The 20,528-nt window shown below is 63.3% G+C and carries 16 protein-coding genes and 2 pseudogenes; 13 read left to right on the top strand and 5 right to left on the bottom strand.

Features of this window, described 5'->3' with window-relative positions:
• The first annotated feature begins 25 nt into the window (after positions 1–25).
• From mmsA to DEM26_RS07755, 7 genes are all read left to right on the top strand, one after another.
• Entirely contained in the window at positions 26–1,546 is a 1,521-nt protein-coding gene (gene mmsA, locus DEM26_RS07785; RefSeq protein ID WP_109172095.1) for a multiple monosaccharide ABC transporter ATP-binding protein, read from the top strand.
• Between the two features lie 8 nt (positions 1,547–1,554).
• Complete coding sequence (gene mmsB, locus DEM26_RS07780) at positions 1,555–2,757, top strand: multiple monosaccharide ABC transporter permease (RefSeq protein WP_075777069.1); 1,203 nt, start codon at positions 1,555–1,557, stop codon at positions 2,755–2,757.
• A 1-nt stretch (position 2,758) separates the two neighbouring features.
• Positions 2,759–3,745, top strand: a complete 987-nt coding sequence (gene araD1, locus DEM26_RS07775) for an AraD1 family protein (protein ID WP_109172094.1) — start codon at positions 2,759–2,761, stop codon at positions 3,743–3,745.
• Between the two features lie 8 nt (positions 3,746–3,753).
• Positions 3,754–5,496, top strand: a complete 1,743-nt coding sequence (gene araD / locus DEM26_RS07770) for an L-arabinonate dehydratase (RefSeq protein WP_075777071.1) — start codon at positions 3,754–3,756, stop codon at positions 5,494–5,496.
• On the top strand, positions 5,496–6,407 hold the full coding sequence (locus DEM26_RS07765) for a Gfo/Idh/MocA family protein (protein ID WP_088718400.1): 912 nt from the start codon (positions 5,496–5,498) through the stop codon (positions 6,405–6,407). The genes araD and DEM26_RS07765 overlap by 1 nt, the downstream gene beginning before the upstream one ends.
• A gap of 11 nt (positions 6,408–6,418) precedes the next feature.
• A complete protein-coding gene (locus tag DEM26_RS07760; RefSeq protein ID WP_109172093.1) occupies positions 6,419–7,936 on the top strand; it encodes an aldehyde dehydrogenase (NADP(+)) in 1,518 nt (505 codons plus the stop codon).
• A 516-nt stretch (positions 7,937–8,452) separates the two neighbouring features.
• Positions 8,453–9,778: a DUF6538 domain-containing protein gene (locus DEM26_RS07755; RefSeq protein ID WP_109172092.1), complete on the top strand. Its 1,326-nt coding sequence runs from the start codon at positions 8,453–8,455 to the stop codon at positions 9,776–9,778.
• 472 nt (positions 9,779–10,250) lie between these two features.
• Here the strand turns inward: DEM26_RS07755 and DEM26_RS07750 are convergent, their stop codons facing one another.
• From DEM26_RS07750 to DEM26_RS07730, 5 genes and pseudogenes are all read right to left on the bottom strand, one after another.
• Positions 10,251–10,853: a plasmid pRiA4b ORF-3 family protein gene (locus DEM26_RS07750; protein WP_109172091.1), complete on the bottom strand. Its 603-nt coding sequence runs from the start codon at positions 10,851–10,853 to the stop codon at positions 10,251–10,253.
• Positions 10,850–12,475 (bottom strand): IS66 family transposase, encoded by a 1,626-nt coding sequence (tnpC, locus tag DEM26_RS07745; protein ID WP_109172090.1) that lies wholly within the window; start codon positions 12,473–12,475, stop codon positions 10,850–10,852. Before tnpC ends, DEM26_RS07750 begins: the two co-directional genes overlap by 4 nt.
• Before the next feature lie 60 nt (positions 12,476–12,535).
• The gene (gene tnpB, locus DEM26_RS07740) at positions 12,536–12,886 is read right to left on the bottom strand and encodes an IS66 family insertion sequence element accessory protein TnpB (protein ID WP_009803441.1); all 351 of its coding nucleotides are present in this window, start codon (positions 12,884–12,886) and stop codon (positions 12,536–12,538) included.
• Positions 12,883–13,308: an IS66-like element accessory protein TnpA gene (tnpA, locus tag DEM26_RS07735; RefSeq protein ID WP_109172089.1), complete on the bottom strand. Its 426-nt coding sequence runs from the start codon at positions 13,306–13,308 to the stop codon at positions 12,883–12,885. Before tnpA ends, tnpB begins: the two co-directional genes overlap by 4 nt.
• A 24-nt stretch (positions 13,309–13,332) precedes the next feature.
• Positions 13,333–13,656: pseudogene (locus DEM26_RS07730) on the bottom strand (transposase); the annotation flags it as partial.
• A 433-nt stretch (positions 13,657–14,089) separates the two neighbouring features.
• On the opposite strand from DEM26_RS07730, the gene DEM26_RS07725 reads away from it, so the two are divergent.
• The 6 genes and pseudogenes from DEM26_RS07725 to DEM26_RS07700 form a co-directional block, all read left to right on the top strand.
• Positions 14,090–15,166 (top strand): LacI family DNA-binding transcriptional regulator, encoded by a 1,077-nt coding sequence (locus tag DEM26_RS07725; protein ID WP_109172088.1) that lies wholly within the window; start codon positions 14,090–14,092, stop codon positions 15,164–15,166.
• An 80-nt stretch (positions 15,167–15,246) separates the two neighbouring features.
• A complete protein-coding gene (locus tag DEM26_RS07720) occupies positions 15,247–16,191 on the top strand; it encodes an ABC transporter substrate-binding protein (RefSeq protein WP_109172087.1) in 945 nt (314 codons plus the stop codon).
• Between the two features lie 65 nt (positions 16,192–16,256).
• A complete protein-coding gene (locus DEM26_RS07715; RefSeq protein ID WP_109172086.1) occupies positions 16,257–17,792 on the top strand; it encodes a sugar ABC transporter ATP-binding protein in 1,536 nt (511 codons plus the stop codon).
• Entirely contained in the window at positions 17,789–18,802 is a 1,014-nt protein-coding gene (locus DEM26_RS07710; protein WP_109172085.1) for an ABC transporter permease subunit, read from the top strand. The genes DEM26_RS07715 and DEM26_RS07710 overlap by 4 nt, the downstream gene beginning before the upstream one ends.
• Positions 18,799–20,199 (top strand): hypothetical protein, encoded by a 1,401-nt coding sequence (locus DEM26_RS07705; RefSeq protein ID WP_109172084.1) that lies wholly within the window; start codon positions 18,799–18,801, stop codon positions 20,197–20,199. The genes DEM26_RS07710 and DEM26_RS07705 overlap by 4 nt, the downstream gene beginning before the upstream one ends.
• Before the next feature lie 194 nt (positions 20,200–20,393).
• Positions 20,394–20,522 (top strand): annotated as a pseudogene (locus DEM26_RS07700) (transposase domain-containing protein); the annotation flags it as partial.
• Between the last annotated feature and the right edge of the window lie 6 nt (positions 20,523–20,528).

Here is a 20,528-nt window from a genome sequence, read left to right as displayed (position 1 = left end):
CCCGATTTGACGCCGGAGAGGTCGGATGACCACCCTTCTTGAAATGCGCAACATCACCAAGACCTTTCCTGGTGTGAAAGCGCTCGACGACGTCTCGATCGCGGTCCGCGAGGGCGAAATCCACGCGATCTGCGGCGAGAACGGCGCGGGAAAATCGACCCTGATGAAAGTGCTCTCAGGCGTTTATCCCGCAGGCAGCTACGACGGCGAGATCGTCTATGACGGCGCCGCTGCCGAATTCCGCGACATCCGCGACAGCGAAGATCGCGGCATCATCATCATTCACCAGGAGCTGGCGCTCGTGCCGCTTCTGTCGATTGCCGAGAACATCTACCTCGGCAATGAACGCGCCCAGAGCGGCGTGATCAACTGGCAGGAAACCTTCCAGCAGACCGAGGGCCTTCTGAAGAAGGTCGGGCTGCGCGAGGCGCCCGGAACGCTGGTCGACAGCCTCGGCGTGGGCAAGCAGCAGCTTGTCGAGATCGCGAAGGCGCTGTCGAAGAACGTGCGCCTGCTGATCCTCGACGAGCCGACTGCGGCCCTGTCGGAATCCGACAGCCAGGCGCTGCTGGATCTGTTGCTGGAGCTGAAGGCGCAGGGCGTGACTTCGATCATCATCAGCCACAAGCTGAACGAGGTGAAGCGCGTGGCCGACAGCGTGACCGTGATCCGCGACGGGGCCACGATCTCCACCATTGACGCGCGCGGCGGCGATCTTACCGAAGACCGCATCGTGCGCGACATGGTAGGCCGCGACATGGCGCATCGCTTCCCCGACCGGGAACGGCGCGCGGGCGAGGTGCTGTTCGAGCTGAAGAACTGGAACGTGCGCCACCCCGAACACCGCGACCGCCAGATGATCCGCGACCTGTCGATGCATGTCCGTGCCGGCGAGGTAGTGGGGATCGCGGGGCTGATGGGCTCGGGCCGCACGGAACTTGCCATGAGCGTCTTCGGGCGCAGCTACGGGCGCGACATCTCGGGCGAGGTGCTGATCCACGGCAAGCCCGCCGATGTCTCGACCGTCGACCGCGCCATCGCGGCTGGGCTCGCCTATGTCACAGAGGACCGCAAGAGCCTCGGGCTGATCCTCGAGGAGACCATTCAGCGCAACACCACGCTGGCCAATCTCGGCGCGGTGGCGAAGAACGGCGTTGTCGAGGATTATCGCGAAACCGAGGTGGCCGAGAAATACCGCCGCGACCTCAATATCCGCACGCCTTCGGTGTTCCAGAAGGTGATGAACCTCTCGGGCGGCAACCAGCAGAAGGTCGTGCTCGCGAAATGGCTCTTTACCGAGCCGGAGGTGCTGATCCTCGACGAGCCGACGCGCGGCATCGATGTCGGTGCGAAATACGAAATCTACGGGATCATCAACGAACTGAGCGCGGCCGGGAAGGCCGTCATCATGATCTCTTCGGAAATGCCGGAACTCCTGGGCATGTCCGACCGGATCTATGTGATGAACGAGGGCAGTTTCGTGGGCGAGTTGAACGCCGACGAGGCCAGCCAGGAGCGCATCATGTCCTTGATCGTTAGGGAATAGGAAAAGTCATGGACCAGATCGAACAAGCGAATTCCGAGCCCTCCGGTGGCCTTGGGATCGGCGCCTATATCGCGCGCCACATCCGCGAATACGGACTGCTGTTTGCGTTGATCGCGATCATGCTGTTCTTCCAGATCGTGACGGGCGGTACGCTGCTCAAACCGGTCAACATCACCAACCTGTTCCTGCAGAACAGCTACATCATCATCATGGCGCTGGGCATGCTGCTGGTGATCGTGGGGGGCAATATCGACCTCTCGGTCGGCTCTGTCATGGGCTTCATCGGGGCCTTCGCCGCCGTGCTGATCGTGTCTATGGACCTGCCGGTCGCGGTGGCGATCCCGGCATGCCTTGTGATGGGCATGGCGATCGGCGCGGTGCAGGGTTATTTCGTGGCCTATTGGAAAATCCCGTCCTTCATCGTGACGCTGGCGGGGATGCTGGTGTTCCGCGGGCTGTCGCTCTGGCTGCTCGAAGGACAGTCCATCGGCCCGTTCCCGAAATCGTTCCAGGCGCTTTCGACCGGGTTCATCGCGGACCCGTTCGGCGTGGGCCGCCCCAATTCGCTGGCGCTGGCGGTGGGTGTCGCCGCGGTGGTGCTGCTGGTGTGGCTGGGTGTCCGTGCGCGCTCCCGCGATGCGCGCTACGGGATCGAGGGTGAACCCCTTGGCCTCTTCGTGCTGCGCAACGCCATCGTCGCCGCAGCCCTTCTCTTCGTGACATGGAAGCTCGCATGGTTCCGCGGCCTGCCCAACGTGCTGCTGTCGATGGTGATCCTGACGATCATCTATGTCTTCGTCACCGAACGCACCACGCTGGGCCGCCGGGTCTACGCGGTGGGCGGCAATGCGAAGGCGGCCAAGCTGTCGGGCATCCGCACCGAGCGGCTGACCTTCCTGACCTTCGTGAACATGGGCCTGCTGGCCGCGCTCGCCGGTCTCGTCTTTGCCGCGCGTCTGAACACCGCGACCCCGAAAGCGGGCTTCGCGGTGGAGCTCGACGTGATCGCGGCGGTCTTCATCGGCGGTGCTTCGATGTCGGGCGGCTCGGGCAAGATCATCGGCGCGGTCGTCGGCGCCTTCATCATGGGCGTGATGAATAACGGCATGTCGATCCTCGGGATTGGCATCGATTACCAACAGGTCATCAAGGGGCTCGTTCTGCTCGCCGCCGTCTTCTTCGATGTCTACAACAAGAACAAGGAAGCCTGAGATGTTGCTCTCGCAATTGACCCTTGCCGACGGATCGCGCGCCGTGGCCGCGCGTGAAGACGGCCCCGCGCATCTGGTGCCGGGTGTCTCCACCACGCGCGATCTGGCACTGGCCGCCATCGCCGCCGGACATGATCTGGCTGCCGAGATCGCCGCGCGCGGGCAGGGGGACGAGGTGGACCTGGAGGCCGCCTATGCCGAGGGGCGCATGCTGGTGCCGCTCGATCATCCCGATGCCGCGCATCTGCATCTGACGGGGACGGGGCTGACCCATCTGGGCTCCGCCTCCACTCGCGACGCGATGCACACCAAGGTCACCGACGAGATGACCGACAGCATGAAGATGTTCCGCATGGGGCTGGAGGGCGGCAAGCCCGCCGCTGGCTCCGTGGGTGTGCAGCCCGAGTGGTTCTACAAGGGCAACGGTCTGGCCGCTGTCGCGCCGGGCGCTGCGCTGACCTCGCCGAACTTCGCGCTCGATGGTGGCGAGGAACCGGAGGTCGCGGGGCTCTACGTCATCGCGCCCGACGGACAGCCGGTCCGCGTGGGCTTCGCGCTGGGCAACGAGTTCTCCGACCACGTCACCGAGCGCGGGAACTACCTGTGGCTCGCCCATTCCAAGCTGCGCCCGGCGAGCTTCGGTCCCGAGATGCTGGTGGGCGATCTGCCCGAAAGCGTCGAGGGCACCAGCCGCATCCTGCGCGATGGAAAGACGGTCTGGGAAAAGCCATTCCTCTCGGGCGAGGCGAACATGTCCCACACGATAGCCAATCTCGAGCATCACCACTTCAAATACGCGCCCTTCCGCGATCCGGGCGATGTGCATGTGCATTTCTTCGGCACCGCCACGCTCAGCTTCGCCGACGGGATCAGCGCCGAGCCGGGGGACGTCTTCGAGATCGAATGCCCACAGTTCGGTCTCGCGCTCCGCAATCCGCTTGCCCGCAATTCCGACGCGTCGGCCCCCGTGGCCGTCGCCAGCCTCTGAGGTCCGACATGGCTTTCACCCCCGCCCCCTGGCCCCGCAAACTGCGCTCGCAGGAATGGTATGGCGGCAATACGCGCGACACGATCTACCACCGCGGCTGGATGAAGAACCAAGGCTATCCGCATGACCTGTTCGACGGTCGCCCGATCATCGGCATCCTGAACACATGGTCCGATCTGACGCCCTGTAACGGCCACCTGCGCGAGCTGGCCGAGAAGGTAAAGGCGGGCATCTGGGAGGCCGGTGGCTTCCCGGTCGAAGTGCCGGTCTTCTCGGCCTCCGAGAACACCTTCCGCCCGACCGCGATGATGTTTCGCAATCTCGCGGCCCTCGCGATCGAAGAGACCATCCGTGGCCAGCCGATGGACGGGGCGGTGCTGCTGGTGGGCTGCGACAAGACCACGCCATCGCTGATGATGGCGGCGGCGAGCTGCGATATCCCGTCCATCGTCGTCACTGGCGGTCCGATGCTAAACGGTTATTTCCGGGGCGAGCGCGTGGGCTCGGGCACGCATCTGTGGAAATTCTCCGAAGCCGTGAAAGCGGGCGAGATGACGCAGGAAGAGTTCCTCGAAGCCGAAGCCTCGATGTCGCGCTCCTCGGGCACCTGCAACACGATGGGCACGGCAAGCACGATGGCGAGCATGGCCGAAGCGCTCGGCATGGCGCTGTCGGGCAATGCCGCGATCCCGGCGGTGGATAGCCGCCGCCGCGTGATGGCGCAGCTTTCGGGGCGGCGCATCGTGCAGATGGTGAAGGACGATCTGAAGCCCTCTGACATCATGACCAAGCAGGCCTTCGAGAACGCGATCCGCACCAATGGCGCGATCGGGGGCTCGACCAATGCGGTGGTGCATCTGCTGGCGCTGGCGGGCCGGGTCGGCGTCGATGTCACGCTCGACGACTGGGACCGCTGCGGGCGCGATGTGAAGACCATCGTGAACCTGATGCCATCGGGCAAATACCTGATGGAGGAATTCTTCTACGCGGGCGGTCTGCCGGTCGTACTGAAGCGTCTCGGCGAGGCAGGGCAGCTGCACAAGGACGCGCTGACCGTGTCGGGCGGGGCGATCTGGGACGAGGTCAAGGACGTCGTGAACTGGAACGAGGACGTGATCCTGCCCGCCGACAAGCCGCTGACCGATCAGGGCGGCATCGCGGTGCTGCGCGGCAATCTCGCGCCGAAAGGGGCTGTGCTCAAACCCTCCGCCGCGAGCCCGCATCTTCTGACCCACCGTGGGCGCGCCGTCGTCTTCGAGGATATCGATGACTACAAGGCGAAGATCAACGACGACGCGCTCGATATCGACGAGACCTGCGTGATGGTGCTGAAGAATTGCGGCCCCAAGGGCTATCCCGGCATGTCGGAGGTGGGCAATATGGGCCTGCCGCCGAAAGTGCTGAAGAAGGGCATCACCGACATGGTGCGGATCTCGGATGCGCGGATGTCGGGGACGGCTTACGGCACGGTCGTGCTGCACACCTCGCCCGAGGCCGCCGCCGGTGGTCCGCTGGCGGTCGTGCAGAACGGCGACATGATCGCGCTCGACGTGCCGAACCGCAGCCTGACGCTCGAAATCTCGGACGCGGAACTGGCCGAGCGGCTTGCCAAGTGGCAGCCGAGCCATGAGCGGCCGGAAGGTGGCTATGCCTGGCTGCATCAGGCGCATGTGATGGGCGCGGATACCGGGGCGGACCTCGATTTCCTCGTCGGCTGCCGCGGCAACCCGGTCGGAAAGGACAGTCACTGATGAAACTCGCGCTCGTCGGCATCGGCAAGATCGCCTTGGATCAACACGTGCCCGCCATCTCCGCCAGCCCGGATTGGGAACTGGCAGCGACGGTTTCGCGGCATGGCACGGTCGAGGGGGTGCCAGCCTACACCCGGATCGAGGAGATGCTCTCCTCCCATCCCGAAATCGAAGTTGTGAGCCTCTGCCTGCCGCCCGTGCCGCGCTTCCTCGCGGCGCGCGCAGCCCTTGAGGCCGGGCGGCACGTCATGCTCGAAAAGCCGCCCGGCGCGACCCTGGCCGAGGTGCATACGCTCGAGGCGATGGCCGCCGCGCGGGGCCTCACGCTGTTCGCGACATGGCATTCGCGCATGGCCCATGCGGTGGCGGCCGCCAAATCATGGCTCGCGGATCGCAAGGTTCACTCGGGCCGGATCATCTGGCGCGAGGACGTGCGCAAATGGCATCCCGGGCAGGAATGGGTGTTCGAGCCCGGTGGCATGGGCGTCTTCGATCCGGGCATCAACGCACTCTCGATCCTGACCGAAATTCTTCCCGCGCCGGTTCACCTTACGGCGGCAGAGCTGGAATTTCCCGCCAACCGGCAGGCCCCCATCGCCGCGCGGCTGAGCTTCACCGGCTCCATCGAGGCGGATTTCGACTGGCGTCAGGAAGGCCCGCAGACCTGGGATATCGAGATCGACACCGATGCCGGGGCGATGGCGCTGCGTTTGGGCGGCAATGTGCTTGAGATCGGCGGTACGAAAGCCGAGGGTGCCGAGAGCATCATGGAAGAATACCCCGCGCTCTACGCCCGCATGGCAGGGCTGGTGCGGCAAGGCGCATCCGATGTGGATCTTGCGCCGATGGTGCATGTGGCCGATGCGTTCCTGCTGGGCCGCCGCACCGCTGTTGAAGACTTCGAATTCTGAAGGATACCGAAATGACCTATACCCCGCATGGCAAGCATCTGATCGCAGGCGACTGGATCGAGACCGAGCCGAAATTCACATCGGAGCCTGTCGAAGGGCCGTCGCATGAGTTCTGCATGGGTACGGTCGAGATGGTGAATGCTGCCTGCGAGGCGGCGGAGGAGGCGTTCTGGGACTATGGCTATTCGAGCCGCGAGACACGGGCGACATTCCTCGACACCATCGCCGACGAGATTGACGCCCGCGGCGAGGCGATCACCGAGATCGGGACGCAGGAAAGCGGTCTGCCCGAGGCGCGCCTGAACGGCGAGCGCGGCCGAACCGTTGGCCAGTTGCGCCTCTTTGCCGATCATATCCGAAAGGGCGATTACCTCGACAGGCGTCACGATGAAGCACTCCCCGACCGCCAGCCGCTGCCGCGCCCCGATCTGCGGATGATCCAGCGTCCAATCGGCCCCGTCGCGGTCTTCGGCGCGTCGAACTTCCCGCTGGCCTTCTCGACCGCAGGCGGCGACACAGCCGCGGCGCTCGCGGCGGGCTGCCCGGTCGTCGTGAAGGGCCATCCGGCGCATCCCGGCACCGGCGAGATCGTGGCCGAAGCGATCAAGGCCGCGGCCGAGAAATGCAACATGCCCAAGGGCGTGTTCAGCCTCGTCCAGGGTGGCTCGCATGATGTGGGGCAGGCGCTGGTGCAGCACCCGCGGATCAAGGCCGTGGGCTTCACCGGATCGCTGGCGGGCGGCAAGGCGCTCTACGATCTGTGCGCCCAGCGTCCCGAGCCGATCCCGTTCTTCGGCGAGCTGGGCTCGGTCAACCCGATGTTCCTGCTGCCCGAAGCGACTTCGGCGCGCGGCGAGGATCTGGGCGTCGGCTGGGCAGCCTCGCTCACCATGGGCGCGGGCCAGTTCTGCACCAATCCCGGCATCGCGGTGGTGATGGAGGGCGACGCGGGTGAAGCCTTCGTCAAATCCGCGCTGGCCGCCCTCGAGGCGAGCGGCGCGCAGGTCATGCTGACCGACGGCATCGCCGAAGCCTATCGCAAGGGCGCGACGCGGATGCAGGAAGCCGGCGGCGTGCAGGAGCTGCTGACCCAGGTCTGCGACCGGCGCGAGGCGAAGCCCTACCTGTTCCGCGTCTCCGCCGCCGACTGGCTGGAGAACGCGGCTCTCTCCGAGGAGGTGTTCGGCCCGCTCGGCCTGATCGTGACCGTCAAGGATGCCGACGAAATGGTGAAAGTCGCACGCAGCTTCGAGGGCCAGCTGACCGCGACCTTGCAGATGGATGACGCCGACGCCGATCTCGCACGCCGCCTGCTGCCGGTGCTCGAGCGCAAGGCGGGCCGGGTGCTGGCGAACGGCTTCCCCACCGGTGTCGAAGTCTGCGACGCGATGGTGCATGGCGGGCCGTATCCGGCATCGACCAATTTCGGCGCAACCAGCGTCGGCACGCTCTCGATCAGACGCTTCCTGCGCCCGGTCTGCTATCAGAACATCCCCGAGGCGCTGTTGCCCGAAGACCTTCGGGGCTGAGGAGGCCCGCCGGTTCGGGCGGGGCTTCGCGAAATGGCATTCGGCCCGGCGAGCAGATCGCCGGGCCGAATGTCGTTCGGTGCGCAGGCAGTTCTTTGCTTGGGCTCGGGTCTTCAAGGCCGGCGTTGGTCAAGGACCGCGATCAGACGCGCCGGGGGAGCTATGCCATTGAAATGCAAAGGTGAGGGAAACGAAGCGGGACCGCGGTTCGCCCACGTCGATCTCGGGTGTGGTTATGAGGGCTGCCAACGCCCCAAGACCGGTCGTGGCTCTGCCGCTCTCGCGGAATTTGGGCCGACCAATCGCCTGGCCGAAACCCGGCAGGCATAACTGGAATGTGTGATGGCGGAGACGAAGGGATTCGACGGGGAAGACGAGTGTGCAAAAAAAGCCATATTTGTATGGACATTTTGCCATTATCGACCCCCAGAGGTGACATCGAATGTGTAGCATGTTGTGTAGCGAGCACTTCGGACATTCTTGAGCAAAATGATTGCGACATACTGAGGACGATTTATGGCAGGGCTGATTAAGCGCGGGCAGACGTGGCATCTGCGGATGAGGGTCCCGAAGCGGTATCTCGAGGTCGCTGGGCGAAAAGAGATACACAGAAGCTTGGAGACTGATAGTGAACGTCGGGCGCGGGAACTTCTACCCGCTGTCAAGGCGCAGATCCTCACCGAACTTGATCAAATGATTGCCATCAAGCAGCGCCCCGACGAGGCGGCTGCATACCGTGCCGCCCAGAAGGTCGCTCAGGCACGAGGTTTCCAGTATCGGCCGCTTAGCACGATTGTCAGCGATCCGCTGGACGAAGTATTGGATCGAGTGGAGGCAGCCAGTGCGGATTCGGCGCCGGAAACTGTCAAAGCGCTTCTGGGCGCGGTCGAGGATCCCGCTCTGCGTCTTTCGGCTCTTGTCGACGAGGTCGAGCGCGTAGCGGCCCACGAAAATCGCTTTAAGAGCGAGAACCAGATGCGTCTTTGGCGCAATCCTCTGAAACGTGCGGCCGCCAACCTGAAGGCTGCAATTGGCGGCAAGGACGTCTTTATTTCCGAGATCGACCATGCAGCCGCTCTCAAGCATAAGGCTTGGTGGCAGCGAAAGATCGCCGCTGAAAACCTTTCTATCGAGAGTGCGAACAAGGACTTCGCAAACATGGCCGGCATGCTCCGGCGCTACTATGAGAACATCGCTCAGCCGGATCCGCCAGAGCCATATCATCGTGTGTCCCTGAAGGACCGGCATAGAAAGGAAAGCAGGAAGCTGGAGATCCCCGTGAACTGGATCACCGAGCGCTGGTTCGCGCCGGGTGCCTTGGACGGTATCAATGCCGAAGCGCGGGACATCTTGCTCATTTCCATTGAGACCGGTTGTCGACAGTCTGAGATCTATGACTTGCCTCCAGGGGCCATCGTTCTCGACCACCCAATCCCTCATTTTCGAATTGGTTTCGAAGTTGGCGAATACCGGCGAGAGATCAAGAACGCTCCCTCCGGTCGCTTGGTGCCGCTGGTTGGAGTGGCGTTAGCGGCGGCCCGACGGCACCCTGATGGTTTCCCGCGATATCGCGGGAAAAGTGGATATTCTGCCAACGTCAACGGTAGGCTCCGGAGCCGAAAGTTATTACCTACACCCGAACATACAATCGGCGGCTTACGGCACACTTGGGAAAGCCGCCTAAAGAAGGCGGGCATCAGCCAGGAAGACCGTGGCGAGATGATGGGCCACAGCGTCAGGGCGATCCGAGATCGGGAGGTTTATGGGGACGAGCTGCGTCTGGAAGAGAAGCTCCGGCTTGCCAGTCTTGTCGTTTTGCCGGTTCCTTCGCACCTGGAGTAACGCCCCATGCCTAAATGACATTCGCGGCTCCTCGATTCTTTCTGGTGCAGAGTTCCCGAATCGAAGGGAGTGTTCAGTTGCCTGTGTGCGCCCTTCTGTTCTCTTTTCTGCATCAACGATAGTGATCTACCCAGCCGTATCGACGCGCTCGGCCCATATGTATGTGTCGGCTGCTGTTCGCAATCGAGAAAAAGCACGATTTCGGAAATCGCTCATATGTATCCGGCCTGTTGATCGGCTCGCGGGCCGTGGCATTGATGGGGTTACGCACGCGCCGTGGTTTCATTAGCCGCAAGGTCCGTGATGACCACTTGGGCCGTCAGACTCTGGGGGCGTATATTCTCCGTTCCATGCTTTTATCTCTGTCGCGAACTCCTTGGTGACCTTGGAAGGCGTCAGATCGCTTCCATGGTCGCGTCTTTTGGCGCGTCGAACGTAACCATCCGCCGTGGACCGCACATGGGCGCAATTCTCAGGTCGTGCCCTTGGGGGCTTTGGGTTTGCGAGCCCGCGGGGCCCATTTCTTGGCAAGCCGGTTGAAGCGTTCAAGGATGCTGTCGATCCTGGCATCTTCGGCGTCGAAGTCCCCACCGGACCAGTGGAGCATGTCCTCGTGTTGCTCGTGATCGGGATCGGCGAGGGCTTCGAGGAACTCCTCGTAGCCCCAGGCACCGCCGACGTCCTCGGGTGGACAGGCACCGGTCGCCTTGAGAAGCCGTGGGTAGATCATGCCGGGGATGGCCTCGTAGACCCGCTCGATACGGATGCTGTGGTCCCAGTCATCGCCGAAGTCATAGATATACTGGATCGTCCTGGCGCCGGTGTCCTCGAGCACCTTTTCCAACGTCGTCTTCTTCGCGTCCATGGGGCCGTCGTAGAACCCGTCCCGGTCGGGCACGCCCCAACCGGCATCACCGGCGCGGAACTCGTAGAGGTGGGTATCTGTCCAGCCCATGGCAGCCTGTATGACCGCATGCAGCCGGTCGAGCCTGATCTTCAGCGGCACCTCGATATGGCGCATCGGCTGCGGATCGACGTCGTTCAGGATGATCCGCAGGCGGGCGATCAGGGTCATGCGGCTATCCTTTGCTCAGCCCGGGCCCAGTTCCAGGGCAACAGATCCGGCACCCGGGAGGCGGTCGTGCCAGGCAACCGGACGAGGACATCGGCGAGCCAGGCCTGAGGGTCGACATCGTTCATCTTGGCGGTGACGATCAGGGAATACATGAAGGCGGCGCGGTCCCCGCCGCGCTCGGAGCCAGCGAAGAGCCAGGACTTGCGGCCAAGGGCGATGCCGCGCAGCGCCCGCTCCGCGGCATTGTTCGTCAGGCAGATCCTGCCGTCCTCGAGGAACCCGGTAAAGGCTGGCCAGCGCTCCGCCTTGAACATGTAGTCGATCGCCTTGGCGACCGGGTTGTGCTTCGACAGCCGGTCGCGCTCGGCACGCAGCCAGTCATGAAGCTCCTCGACCAGAGGCCGGGACAGCTGGTGCCTGGCCGCCTGCCGTTTTGCAGCCGTCAGCCCGTTGATTCCGCGCTCGATGTCGAAGATCGCGTCGATACGGGCCACGGCCTCCAGCGCGACGGGGGAGATATCATGGGCCGGCTTGCCCTTCCGGGCGTTCCCCTTGATGTCGGCGAGCTCGAAGAACTTGCGCCGGGCGTGGCTCCAGCATAGCGCAGACTCGACCGGCCCCGGGTCACGGTCGGCGCGGTAGAGGTCGTTGTAGCCCCCATAGGCATCGGCTTGCAGGACACCCTGCCATCCGGCGAGATGCCGGTTCGGGTTGGTCATTCCTCGGTCGCGGGAGAACTGGAACAGCGCGGCAGGTGGAGCCCCGCCGCCGAAGGGTCGGTCATCCCTGACATAGGTCCAGAGCCGGGCGGTTTTTGTCCCGCCCTTCGCCAACAGCGGCACTGTCGTATCGTCGCCATGCAAGCGGTCGCCATCCAGAACATGGGCACCGATCAACGCATGGATCGGCTTCAGCGCGGCGGCGCAGGCGCCAACCTGGTCGGCGAGGGTCGACAGGCTGAGATCGACGCCTTCCCGGGCATAGCGTTCGGCCTGGCGATTGAGCGGCTGATGCTGTCCAAACTTCTCAAAGAGGATCGTCGCCAGCAGGTTCGGGCCAGCCCATCCGCGCGGCGTGGCGTGGAAGGGCGCCGGCGGTTGGCTGATCTTCTCGCAGGTCCGGCAGGTGAACTTCTCGCGGACGGTCTGGATCACCTTCCACTGCCGCGGGATCACCTCCAACGTCTCGGTGACGCCTTCCCCCATCTTCACGATGCGATCCGAGCCGCAGCAGGAACAGGCCGTGGGCGCCGCGATCACCACGCGCTCGCGCGGCAGATGCTCCGGGAAAGGCTTGCGCGCCGGGCGGCGACGTTTGAGCCCCGCGACGATCGTGGTCTTCGCCAGCTTCTCGGCGGCAATCTCGTCTTCGGTGGCCGCGGCTTCGAGTTCCTCGAGCTGCAATTCCATCTGGTCGATCAGTCGGGCGCGGCGTTCCGAGCTGTGGCCGTATTGCTCGCGTCGGAGCTTGGCGATCTCGAGCCGGAGATGCTTGATCATCGCCTCGGAGGTCGAGACCACCGCCCGGGTCTGCGCCAGCTCGCTCTCGGCGGCCTCGGCACGGGCCTCGGAGGCCGCGAGCGCGGCGCGCAATCTGGCAATCTCGGAAGCGTTGTTCGACATGACCAAGACCTACCATGCCGGCATCGGAAAGCCCATGCAAATAAGGTCGATGAGGCCAATTTATCCCGCCTTTGCAGGGCGTTGGGTCCAGCGTGGATTGCGCCAGTCGATCCCCTCCAGAAGATAACCGAGCTGGGCCGCGGAGATCTGCACCGCCTCGCCGCTTCCACTGGTCGGCCAGATGAACTTCCCCGCCTCCAGCCGCTTGGTATAGAGCGACATGCCCACCCCGTCGTGCCAGAGAAGCTTGACCAGGTCGCCCTTGCGCCCGCGAAAGCAGAAGATCTCGCCAGCATGGGGATCGCGCCCCAGACCCTGCTGCACCGTCAACGCCAAGGTGTTCATACCGCGCCGCATGTCTGTCACTCCGCCCGCGATCCAGACGCGCACCCCCGCCGGGAACGCGATCATGACGGATCCAGGGCTTGCACGAGGCGCGCCAGCACCATCGGGTCAATCGTGGCTGCCACAGACAGGCGACGGCCATTCGCGAGGGTAATATCTGCCATCAGGACCTCGGCTGTCTCTGGCGTCGGAACCGGTGCAAACGGTCCGCCTTGATCCTCCGCTTCCTCAGGAGCGGCGATGGCCAACGGTGTGAACTGCGGTCGTGCATCGCCGCTCGTCAGCCTGCCTTCGCGGTATTGGCGACGCCAGCGCACCAGCAGAGTGCGGTCAATATCATGACGCCGGGCTGTCTCGGCGACACGCCCTCTACCGCCAAAGCTTTCTTCAACGATGCGCACCTTCTCTTCATCCATCCAACGCCGACGGCGCCCGGTATCGGTGACAGAAAGGATCTCAATTTCGGGTCTGTATCTATGGTCGGACATAGCTCCGGACCTACGCCGCCAGCCTCAAATCCGAAAGACGGTCCTCCCCGGAGCCTTACCGTCGAACCGGGTGCCGTGCCGCAGAAGGCTCCAGGCGGTTCGAGCGAGTTTGTTGGCAAGCGCGGTGGCCGCCGTGTTTCGCGGCATACGGGCGACCGCCTCGGTCAGCCATGGGCCAAAGCTGAAGTCAGACCATCGGTGCGGGCGCATCATGATCACTTTCGTCGCCTGCACAAACAACATCCTCAAATAGCGACTGCCGCGTTTGGTCATCCTGCCGAGAATGGTGCGGCCGCCTGTGCTGAATTGTCGGGGCACCAGGCGCACCCATGCCACGATGTGCCGCCCGCTCAATGCTATGTTGCGAAAATCTCATGATGCTTACTCGTCGATTACGCTCCAAGAATGTGGATGAAGTTTGCAGAGGGCGAGGCGGATTCAGATTTTCTGGGGCTTTTCTTCAGACTAAATTTGAGATGTTTTTCACACCAAAGACACGGTAGCCCTCATACCTGAGGGCGAGTTCAGATGGTGCGGACGTGCGTCCAGCCCGGTTATCGCGCCTGTGCTTTGTCGAAGCCATTGCTGAACGAAAATCGGTGATCTGGTCAGCCGAATCTGCCGTCGCGACTCTTCGTTTCTCCCCCAATTAAATCGGTAACAATTCATGCCCTGCTGAACAACACCAAGGAATTATTGGAAAACGTCGGAGTTGACAGCTCGAATGCTAAACGTTTAGTTTTCCCATCAACACTAAACGTTTAGGTTGGAGGAGCTGAGCGTGCCGCCCAAAGTCACTTTACGCGATATTGCCACTGCGGCAGGGGTTTCAACCTATACGGTGTCGAAGGCTCTGAACGACGGAAAAGGCGTGTCCGAGAAAAGCCGGACCCATGTTTTGGCGGTCGCACGAGAGCTCGGCTATGTTGCCAACCTCGCAGCGCAGGAGCTCCGTGGCGCGGCGCGCTCGTCAGTCGCGGTGATCACCGCCGGCACCGCCAATGCCTATTACGTCGACATGATGAACGGCATTCAGCGCGTGGTGCAGGACGCGAACCAATCTGTCGTATTGATGGATATCACGATCAACGGCGCCTATGACGCCGATCTCGAAGATCGCACCGTTCAGCGCCTGCTCGAAGCGCGGATGGCCGGGGTCATCACGACCCTGACGCTGAAGCCCGCAAGCATCGAACGGCTGGCCAAGTGGGACATTCCGGTGGTCTTCGTCGACAGTTCGCCGCCCGAAGGTATGGAGTATCTGCCGAGCGTCACCACCGACAACTACGATGCGAGCCTGAAGGTCGGCGCCCATCTGGCCGAGCTCGGTCATCAAGATTGGCTGTTCCTCGTTTACCCGGGTATTTGGTCCAGCCGCAAAGACCGCGAGGCCGGGTTGCTCGAAGCGGCGCGCCGCGCGGGCGCCAGTATCGAGGTGGTCGAAAGCGCGAACAATGCACAGTCGGCGAAAGAGACGCTTGATCAGGCGCTGGAGGCGCGCGGCACGCGGCCCGACGTTCTGATCGCGGGCAACAACCCGCTGCTCCTGGGTATCCTCAACTGCTTGCGCGAACGGGACCTACAGGCCCCGGGCGATATCGCCGTGGTCAGCTATGACGATTTTGCATGGGCGCCCTTCATCGAACCGCCGATCACGGTGCTCGATGAGCGGTCGGAAGAGATCGGAACGCGCGCGGCGCAGACCCTGGTGAAGATCATTGGCGAACAGATCGCAGATGGCTCGTCCAGCATGCCCGCCGCGCCGAACTACCGCGAAGATCTGAAACAACAGGTTCCCGTCGGGCTGATCGTGCGTCGGTCCTGCGGATGCGCCACACCGCCAGACCCCAAGGCGTAACGCGGCAATAACCGACCGGGACAGGCCTCCAGCGACCTGAACCCCACCACCCAAGCTGGATGACAATCGGAGGAGACTTTATGACTTTCAACGTTTTCCGCGGCGCCGGCTTCGTCGGTGCACTCGCAACATGCGGCCTCATGGCAACCACCGCGATCGCTCAGACCATGCCTGACAAGATCGAAAAGATCGGGCTCATGGTGCAAGACATGTCCAACCCGTTCTTCTCGGCCATGGACAGAGGTGCCCGTCGCGCCGCCGAAGAAATCGGCGCTGACCTGAACGTTCAGGACGCACAGCTCGACCTCTCGGCTCAATACAACCAGATCGACGCGTTCATTCAGCAGGGCGTCGACCTGATCGTGATCTCCGCTGTCGATGGTGGCGGCATCGAGCCGGCGATCATCAAGGCGAAAGACGCAGGGATAATCGTGATCGCGGTCGACACGCCCGCCAATGGCGCGGACGCGGTCATCATGACCGACGCCGTGCAGGCCGGTATGAAATCCTGCACCTACCTGTTCGAACAGATGGGCGGTGAAGGTCAGGTGCTCTTGGTCGACGGCACGCCGATCCAGACCATCATCGACCGGATCGACGGCTGCAAGACCGTCGCTGCCGACTTCCCGGACATCGAAATCGTCGGGCAGCAATCCTCGATGAACGACCGGGCCTCGGGTCTTATGGTGACGACCGACATGCTGACGGCGAACCCGGACGTGACCGGCATCTTCGGCATGAACGACCCCTCGGCGCTCGGTGCCGTGCTTGCGGTCGAGCAGGCTGGCAAGACCGACCAGATCATCGTGACCGGTGTCGACGGCAGCCCCGAAGGCGTGGCCGAGCTGAAGCGTGAAGGATCGCCCTTCATCGGGACAGCGACGCAGAACCCCGGCAAGATGGTCGAAGAAGCGGTTCGGATCGCACAGGAGATGGTCGCGGGCAACGCCCCGGAAGATGACACCATCCTGATCGAGTCGGTTCTCGTGACCCGCGAAACCGTGGCCGAATACCCCGGCTGGTAAAATCGGTTCAGTGACGCGGGCGGGCCCGTCTTGCCCGCGTCGACCCTTTCGAAAGGAGCCTTTGCATGACCGCGCCCCTCCTGAAGCTCGAAGATATAACCAAGCGCTACGGCGGAACGCTGGCGCTCGATGGCGTGTCGCTGGACCTGCGCGCGGGCGAAGTGCACGCGCTCATGGGCGAGAACGGGGCCGGGAAATCCACGTTGATGAAAGTGCTCGCCGGGAATGTCGCAGCGGACGCCGGGCGCATACTGATCGACGGCAAAGAGGTCGACATCCGCTCGCCCGCCGAGGCTTCGGCGAACGGGATCGCGATCATCCACCAGGAACTCAATACCGTGCCTTACATGAGCGTGGCCGAGAACCTCGCCCTCGGGAAAGAGCCGCGTGGCCGGTTCGGCATGCTCGACCGCAAACGTATGTTGCGCGAGGCGCGTGAAAAGCTGGCACGCATTCATGCGGACGTCGATCCGACCCGTCCGCTCGGCTCTCTCAGTGTCGGTATGCAGCAGATGGTCGAGATCGCCCGCGCCGTCAGCGAGAATGCGCGGATCTTGGTTCTCGACGAACCCACGGCGGCGCTCTCGCGGCGCGAAAGCCAAGAATTGTATGCCCTGATCGACCACATGCGCCGGGTCGGTGTGGGGCTTGTCTATATCTCGCACCGCATGGAAGAGGTCTGGCAACTGGCCGACCGCATCTCCGTTCTGCGCGACGGAGGCCATGTCGGCACCGGGCCTGCTTCTGAGCTGACCGAGGCCAAGGTCGTCTCGATGATGGTCGGGCGCGATATCGAAGACCTTTACCACCACGAATCGCGCACGCCCGGCGCTCCGGTGCTCGAGGTCGAAGGGCTCGAAGGCAACGGCGTCGGCCCCGTGGACCTGACCGTGGGCGCGGGCGAAGTCGTTTGCATGGCCGGGCTGATCGGCTCGGGCCGCACCGAAATGGCGCGCATGATCTTTGGCGCGGATCGACGTGCGGCTGGCGTGGTCAGGATTTCCGGCAAGGTCAGCGCCCCGGGCGATCCGTCGGCGGCGATCGCGGATGGGATCGGCATGGTGCCGGAAAACCGCAAGGAAGAGGGGTTGTTCCTCGAACACTCCGTCCTCGACAACATCGCGATCTCCAGCCTCGACCGGCTTTCCACCCTGGGCCGCATTCACCGCACCGAGCGGCGCAAAGAAGTGCTCGACCGTATGGCGGCGCTTCATCTCAGGCAGAACGCCGTCGACCTTCCGGTCGAAGCGCTGTCTGGCGGCAACCAACAGAAAGCCGCCGTCGCGCGCTGGCTGATGCGCGATTGCGATCTGCTGATCTTCGACGAGCCGACGCGCGGTGTCGACATCGGCGCCAAGAGAGAAATTTACGATCTGATCGACGGGCTGGCCCGCGAAGGTAAGGCTATCCTCGTGATCTCTTCCGACCTTCCCGAAGCCATCGGGATCGGTGACCGCCTGCTCGTGATGCGCGCGGGCCAGATCGTCCATGAAATGCCATCGCAGCAGGCGACCGAAGAGATCGTCATGCTGCACGCAACCGGCGCCGCGACAAACAGCGCCTCAGACACGACCGCCGCCGCAGAGGAGGTGCAGCCATGAGTGACAACACGAACACACAATCCGGGGCCGGAGCCGCGACGGGCAAGCCGCCCTTCGACTTTGCAAAATGGTGGGACCGCGTCGGCATCCTGATGGTGCTGGCCGGGCTTGTCATCTTTATGGCGATCTTCGCGCCGAACTTCACGCGGGTCGATAACCTGTTGAACATTCTGCGGGCCATCTCGATCAACGCCATCCTCGCGGCGGGGATGACCTTCGTCATTCTGACCGGGGGCATCGACCTGTCGGTGGGCTCGACCGTGGCCGTCTCCGGCGTTGTCGCGGTCCTTGCGGCCATCGCGGGTATCCCGGCCCCCTTGGCGATCCTTGTCGGGGTCGGGACAGGCGCGATCTGTGGCCTCGTCAACGGGGCATTGTCCGCCTACTTGGCGCTCGCACCCTTCATCGTGACGCTCGGGACCATGACGTTTCTGCGCGGTCTGGCCTACACCCTAACAGAAGGTCGGCCCATCGTCGATTCGGCCCTCAGCTTCAAAGCCTTGGGGAGCGGGTATTTCCTTGGCATCCCGATCCCGGTCTACGTGATGATCGTGGTCTATGTGCTCGCGTGGTATCTGCTTGAACGGACGCGTTTCGGCCGCCACGTCTACGCGGTCGGCGGGAACGCCAAAGCGGCGGCTCTGGCCGGGGTCAAAGTCAACCGCATCCAGACCATGGTCTATGTCATCGCAGGAGCCTGTGCCGGTCTCGCGGGGCTGATCTTCGCGGCGCGGGTCATCTCGGCACAGCCCACCGCGGGCGAGGGCTATGAACTCGACGCCATCGCCGCCGTCGTTCTGGGTGGCACCGCGCTGGCTGGGGGGCGTGGCCGGATCATCGGCACGCTGATCGGCAGTGTGATCCTCGGGGTGCTGACCACCGGTCTGATCCTTCTGAACGTCCCGTTCTTCACCCAGCTACTCATCAAAGGGGCCGTGATCATCTTCGCGGTGTCCATCGACAGCCTGAAACAACGGCCGCAGCTATTTACCGCTTGGAGGAAAAAATGAACGTAGCCAACACCACCACGCAGGTAGCGGCTCAGACGACCGATCCGTGCGGGTTCGAGGTCGATATCACCGACGCGCTGCCCGATGCGCGGGACCATGAGCCGGTGACGTTCCAGATCCCGGGCCATGTCGAGGCCGCACTTCTGTGGGCCGAAACCGAAACGGGCGCGCGCGTGCTGTGTCAGCGTGTGGCGAGCCGCTCGAGCGATGGTCACACGGCCTATGTCGCCACGGTCAGCTTCACCGGCGCCGTGACGCTTCGCATCACCGAGGTCTGCGACGACGCACCCCAAGGGATCACCGCGCTCGACGGGCAGGAACAGGATTGCTTCGTGCGTCTCGACACCGGCGCCTTCGATCTTGAGATGTGTTCGGGCACCGCACAGGGCACCGGCGCGTCGAAATGGGGTCTGCGCCACTTCCGCGCCAAGGCGGACGGGTTCGAGCTTCTGCCTTCGGGCAACAATGCGATCGGCGGCTTTTACGGCCCGTTCTTCACGCCGGAGAACGGCCTGATCAACCCGCCGGAACACACGACCGTCGAGATCGAAACCGTTGAGTCCGGCCCGGTCATGCACCACTATCGGATGCACGGCACGATCCCCGACGGGCTTTTGGACGAATTGAAGGGCAAGACCTTCACCATCGACTGGGTATTCACCCACAACACACCCTATTTCCAGCGCCGCTATCAGGTCGATCCGTTCCGCACCGTGATCAACGGCCGCTCGGTAGACAATAAGATCACCGTCGGCGACGAATTCGAAGGCGGGCAGGGCGCGTTGGTGTTCGACCGTTTCGCGGCCTACCAAGGCACGACCTACCGCGCGGGCGATCCTTATGCGGGTGAGCTTATCGACATGGTGCGCGATACACTTGCCACGTCGACGACGCAGAGCGAAAAGTTCGTGGAATTCCGTCATGAACTGGAAGACATCGAAGCTGCGCATTGGGATCTCTACTGGCGCATGTTCTGCGCCTGGGAAGAGGTGCTGCCCGACGACGAAATCCGCGAGCGCCTCGCACGGGTGCGTGCCTCCTCGCATGTTCTGGCCGATTTCACCGATCGTCCATGGCAGATTGCGCAAGAGCCGGTCGACGTGTCTGCGCTGCCGCATGAGACGATCTTCCCGGGCGCCGCCGACAAGACGGTGGAATTCCACGAAGAGACGGGTCGCGCGATGGTCTGGTGGACGTCGAAGCCTTCGGGCGCCTTCCAGATCGTTCAGCGCAAGCAATCGGGCTGGGTCAATTGGGGGTCGAACGGCGAGAACGAATGCCCCGAGCTTCCCGTCGGTGTCGACATCAAAACCGCCTATGGGCTGTTCGCGGATCGCTGGACCGGCGTTGCCGACCAATTGGAGACCGCGCCTGCGGTGACTGTCCGCGCCTCCTGATTGCGCGACATCCGTTTTGTTTGACCGCGGGTGCCAACCGCCGGAAAACAGGGCCGCCCTCGTGCCCAGCCGTTCACTTAAACTGTGCCAGAGTGCAGAACTTGACTTGAACGCTTAACGTTTTCCTATATGCGGGCCGGATGTTAGCATCCTGCCCGTAACGCTTTGCGCGCCGGAGATATTTTCGGCAGACCATCGAAACGGCCAAGATGCGCGGTCTCAATCCGCAAGCCTGGCTCGCCGACATCCTCGACCGCATCCGTGATTATAAAATCAACCGCCTTGACGAATTGTTTCCATGGAACTGGACGCCGCCGAACTGATCCGCG

It is taken from the genome of Thioclava sp. NG1 (assembly GCF_003122275.1).
Taxonomy (GTDB): Bacteria; Pseudomonadota; Alphaproteobacteria; order Rhodobacterales; family Rhodobacteraceae; genus Thioclava; species Thioclava nitratireducens.
The sequence above is the reverse complement of the archived record's forward strand: the minus strand, read 5'-3'. Positions and strand labels throughout refer to the sequence as shown.

Excerpts from the sequence above, each read along its gene's own strand:
- tnpB (WP_009803441.1), bottom strand. The coding sequence starts at position 12,886 with ATGATCGCGTTCCCGGCGGGGGTGCGCGTCTGGATCGCGGGCGGAGTG.
- DEM26_RS07705 (WP_109172084.1), top strand. The coding sequence starts at position 18,799 with ATGAACGTAGCCAACACCACCACGCAGGTAGCGGCTCAGACGACCGAT.
- DEM26_RS07750 (WP_109172091.1), bottom strand. The coding sequence starts at position 10,853 with ATGACCCTGATCGCCCGCCTGCGGATCATCCTGAACGACGTCGATCCG.
- mmsB (WP_075777069.1), top strand. The coding sequence starts at position 1,555 with ATGGACCAGATCGAACAAGCGAATTCCGAGCCCTCCGGTGGCCTTGGG.
- mmsA (WP_109172095.1), top strand. The coding sequence starts at position 26 with ATGACCACCCTTCTTGAAATGCGCAACATCACCAAGACCTTTCCTGGT.
- DEM26_RS07755 (WP_109172092.1), top strand. The coding sequence starts at position 8,453 with ATGGCAGGGCTGATTAAGCGCGGGCAGACGTGGCATCTGCGGATGAGG.
- DEM26_RS07765 (WP_088718400.1), top strand. The coding sequence starts at position 5,496 with ATGAAACTCGCGCTCGTCGGCATCGGCAAGATCGCCTTGGATCAACAC.
- DEM26_RS07720 (WP_109172087.1), top strand. The coding sequence starts at position 15,247 with ATGACTTTCAACGTTTTCCGCGGCGCCGGCTTCGTCGGTGCACTCGCA.
- DEM26_RS07715 (WP_109172086.1), top strand. The coding sequence starts at position 16,257 with ATGACCGCGCCCCTCCTGAAGCTCGAAGATATAACCAAGCGCTACGGC.
- araD (WP_075777071.1), top strand. The coding sequence starts at position 3,754 with ATGGCTTTCACCCCCGCCCCCTGGCCCCGCAAACTGCGCTCGCAGGAA.
- DEM26_RS07710 (WP_109172085.1), top strand. The coding sequence starts at position 17,789 with ATGAGTGACAACACGAACACACAATCCGGGGCCGGAGCCGCGACGGGC.
- tnpA (WP_109172089.1), bottom strand. The coding sequence starts at position 13,308 with ATGTCCGACCATAGATACAGACCCGAAATTGAGATCCTTTCTGTCACC.
- DEM26_RS07760 (WP_109172093.1), top strand. The coding sequence starts at position 6,419 with ATGACCTATACCCCGCATGGCAAGCATCTGATCGCAGGCGACTGGATC.
- tnpC (WP_109172090.1), bottom strand. The coding sequence starts at position 12,475 with ATGTCGAACAACGCTTCCGAGATTGCCAGATTGCGCGCCGCGCTCGCG.
- araD1 (WP_109172094.1), top strand. The coding sequence starts at position 2,759 with ATGTTGCTCTCGCAATTGACCCTTGCCGACGGATCGCGCGCCGTGGCC.